Below are 1,574 nucleotides of genomic sequence, written 5' to 3' on the forward strand. Positions count from 1 at the left end.
TGCGCTCGCCCTTGCCACCGAACGGGCAGGCGTCGAAGCGCTCGGCGGTCAGTGCCGGGCGGGCCACGTAGCCGCGGGCCAGGCCGTTGCCCGCGAGGTACAGCTCGCCGGGCACCCCGGCCGGGACCGGCTGGAGGGTGTCGTCGAGCACGTAGGCCCGGGTATTGGCCAGCGGGCGGCCGATCGGCACCACCGCGGGGATCTCCTCACCGGGCGACATGGTGAAGGTCGTCTTGATGGCCGTCGTCTCCGTCGGCGCGTAGACCGCGACCACGTCCGTCTCCGGGCACACCCGGAACAGCTGCCGCACGGCCTCCGGCGGCACCACGTCACCGCCCGTCCACACCTGCCGGACGGCCCGGAACGCCTCCGGGGTCTCCTCGGCCATCAGCCGCAGCAGGCCCGAGGGCGCCTGCACCAGGGTCACGGCGTGCCGGGTGACGGTCGCGGCCAGGGCGGTCAGGTCGAGCTGCCCGGGGGCGGCCAGCACGATCCGCCCGCCGGTCACCAGCGGCGCCCACACCTCGGTGGTGGAGGCGTCGAAGGCGGTGGGCGAGTGGAGCAGCACGCTCTCGTGGTGGCCCTGGTGGAAGTGCCGGTTGGCCAGCAGGTCGACCACATTGCGGTGGGTGACCGCCACACCCTTGGGGGCGCCGGTCGAGCCCGAGGTGTACATCACGTACAGGAGCTGGCCGGGGAGCGGGCACCGGCCGGCCGGGGCGGCGTCGCGGGCCTCGGTGACGTCCAGCGGCGTGGGGCCGTCGGCGGTGAGCACCGGGTGGTCGCGGTGGGCCGGATCGACCAGCACGACCTGCGCCCGGGTGTCGGCGAGGATGTGCCGCATCCGGTCCAGCGGGTAGCGGGTGTCCAGCGGGACGTAGGTGCCGCCGGCCTTGGTGACCGCGAGGATCGCCGTCACCAGGTCGGCCGAGCGGTCCATCAGGATCGCGACCGGCTCCTCCACCGCCAGCCCGCGGCCCAGCAGGACGGCCGCCAACGACCCCGCCCGGGCATCCAGTTCGGCGTAGCTCAGCCGTTCGGTGTCGGAGACCACGGCGACCGCGTCGGGGGTGGCGGCGGCCTGGGCCTCGAACAGTTCGGACAGCGTGGTGTCGGCGACGGGGACGGCGGTCTCGTTCCAGCCGCTCAGCAGCTGCTCCCGCTCCGCCGCACTCAGGATCTCGATCCCGCCGATGGGCGCGTCGGGGTCGGTGGCGGCGGCGTCGAGGACGCGCAGCAGGCGCTCGGCGAGGGTGGCGACGGTGGCGTGGTCGAACAGGTCCGCCGCGTACTCGACGGCCGCCGCCACTCCGAGTGCCGTCCCGTCCGCGCCGTGCTGCTCGGTGAAGTTGAAGTTCAGGTCGAAGTGCGCCAGGGACTCGCCTGCGCCCTCCAGCACCCCGCTGACCTCACCCAGGGCGAGTACGGGCGCCGGGCCGCTGCTGACGGTCAGAACGGTCTGGAAGAGCGGGTGGCGGGCGGGTGTGCGGGTGGGGTTGAGCTGCTCGACGAGCCGCTCGAAGGGGAGGTCCTGGTGCTCGAAGGCGTTCAGGTCGGTGCGGCGGACACGGTCG

General features: G+C 74.1%; 1 protein-coding gene. It reads right to left on the reverse strand.

Features of this window, described 5'->3' with window-relative positions:
• Positions 1-1,574 (reverse strand): amino acid adenylation domain-containing protein (locus ACFV1W_RS40610; protein ID WP_380422605.1); only part of this gene is annotated, 1,574 nt, incomplete at both ends.

Origin of the sequence: Kitasatospora sp. NPDC059648 (genome assembly GCF_042734825.1) — a bacterium.
Taxonomy (GTDB): Bacteria; Actinomycetota; Actinomycetes; order Streptomycetales; family Streptomycetaceae; genus Kitasatospora.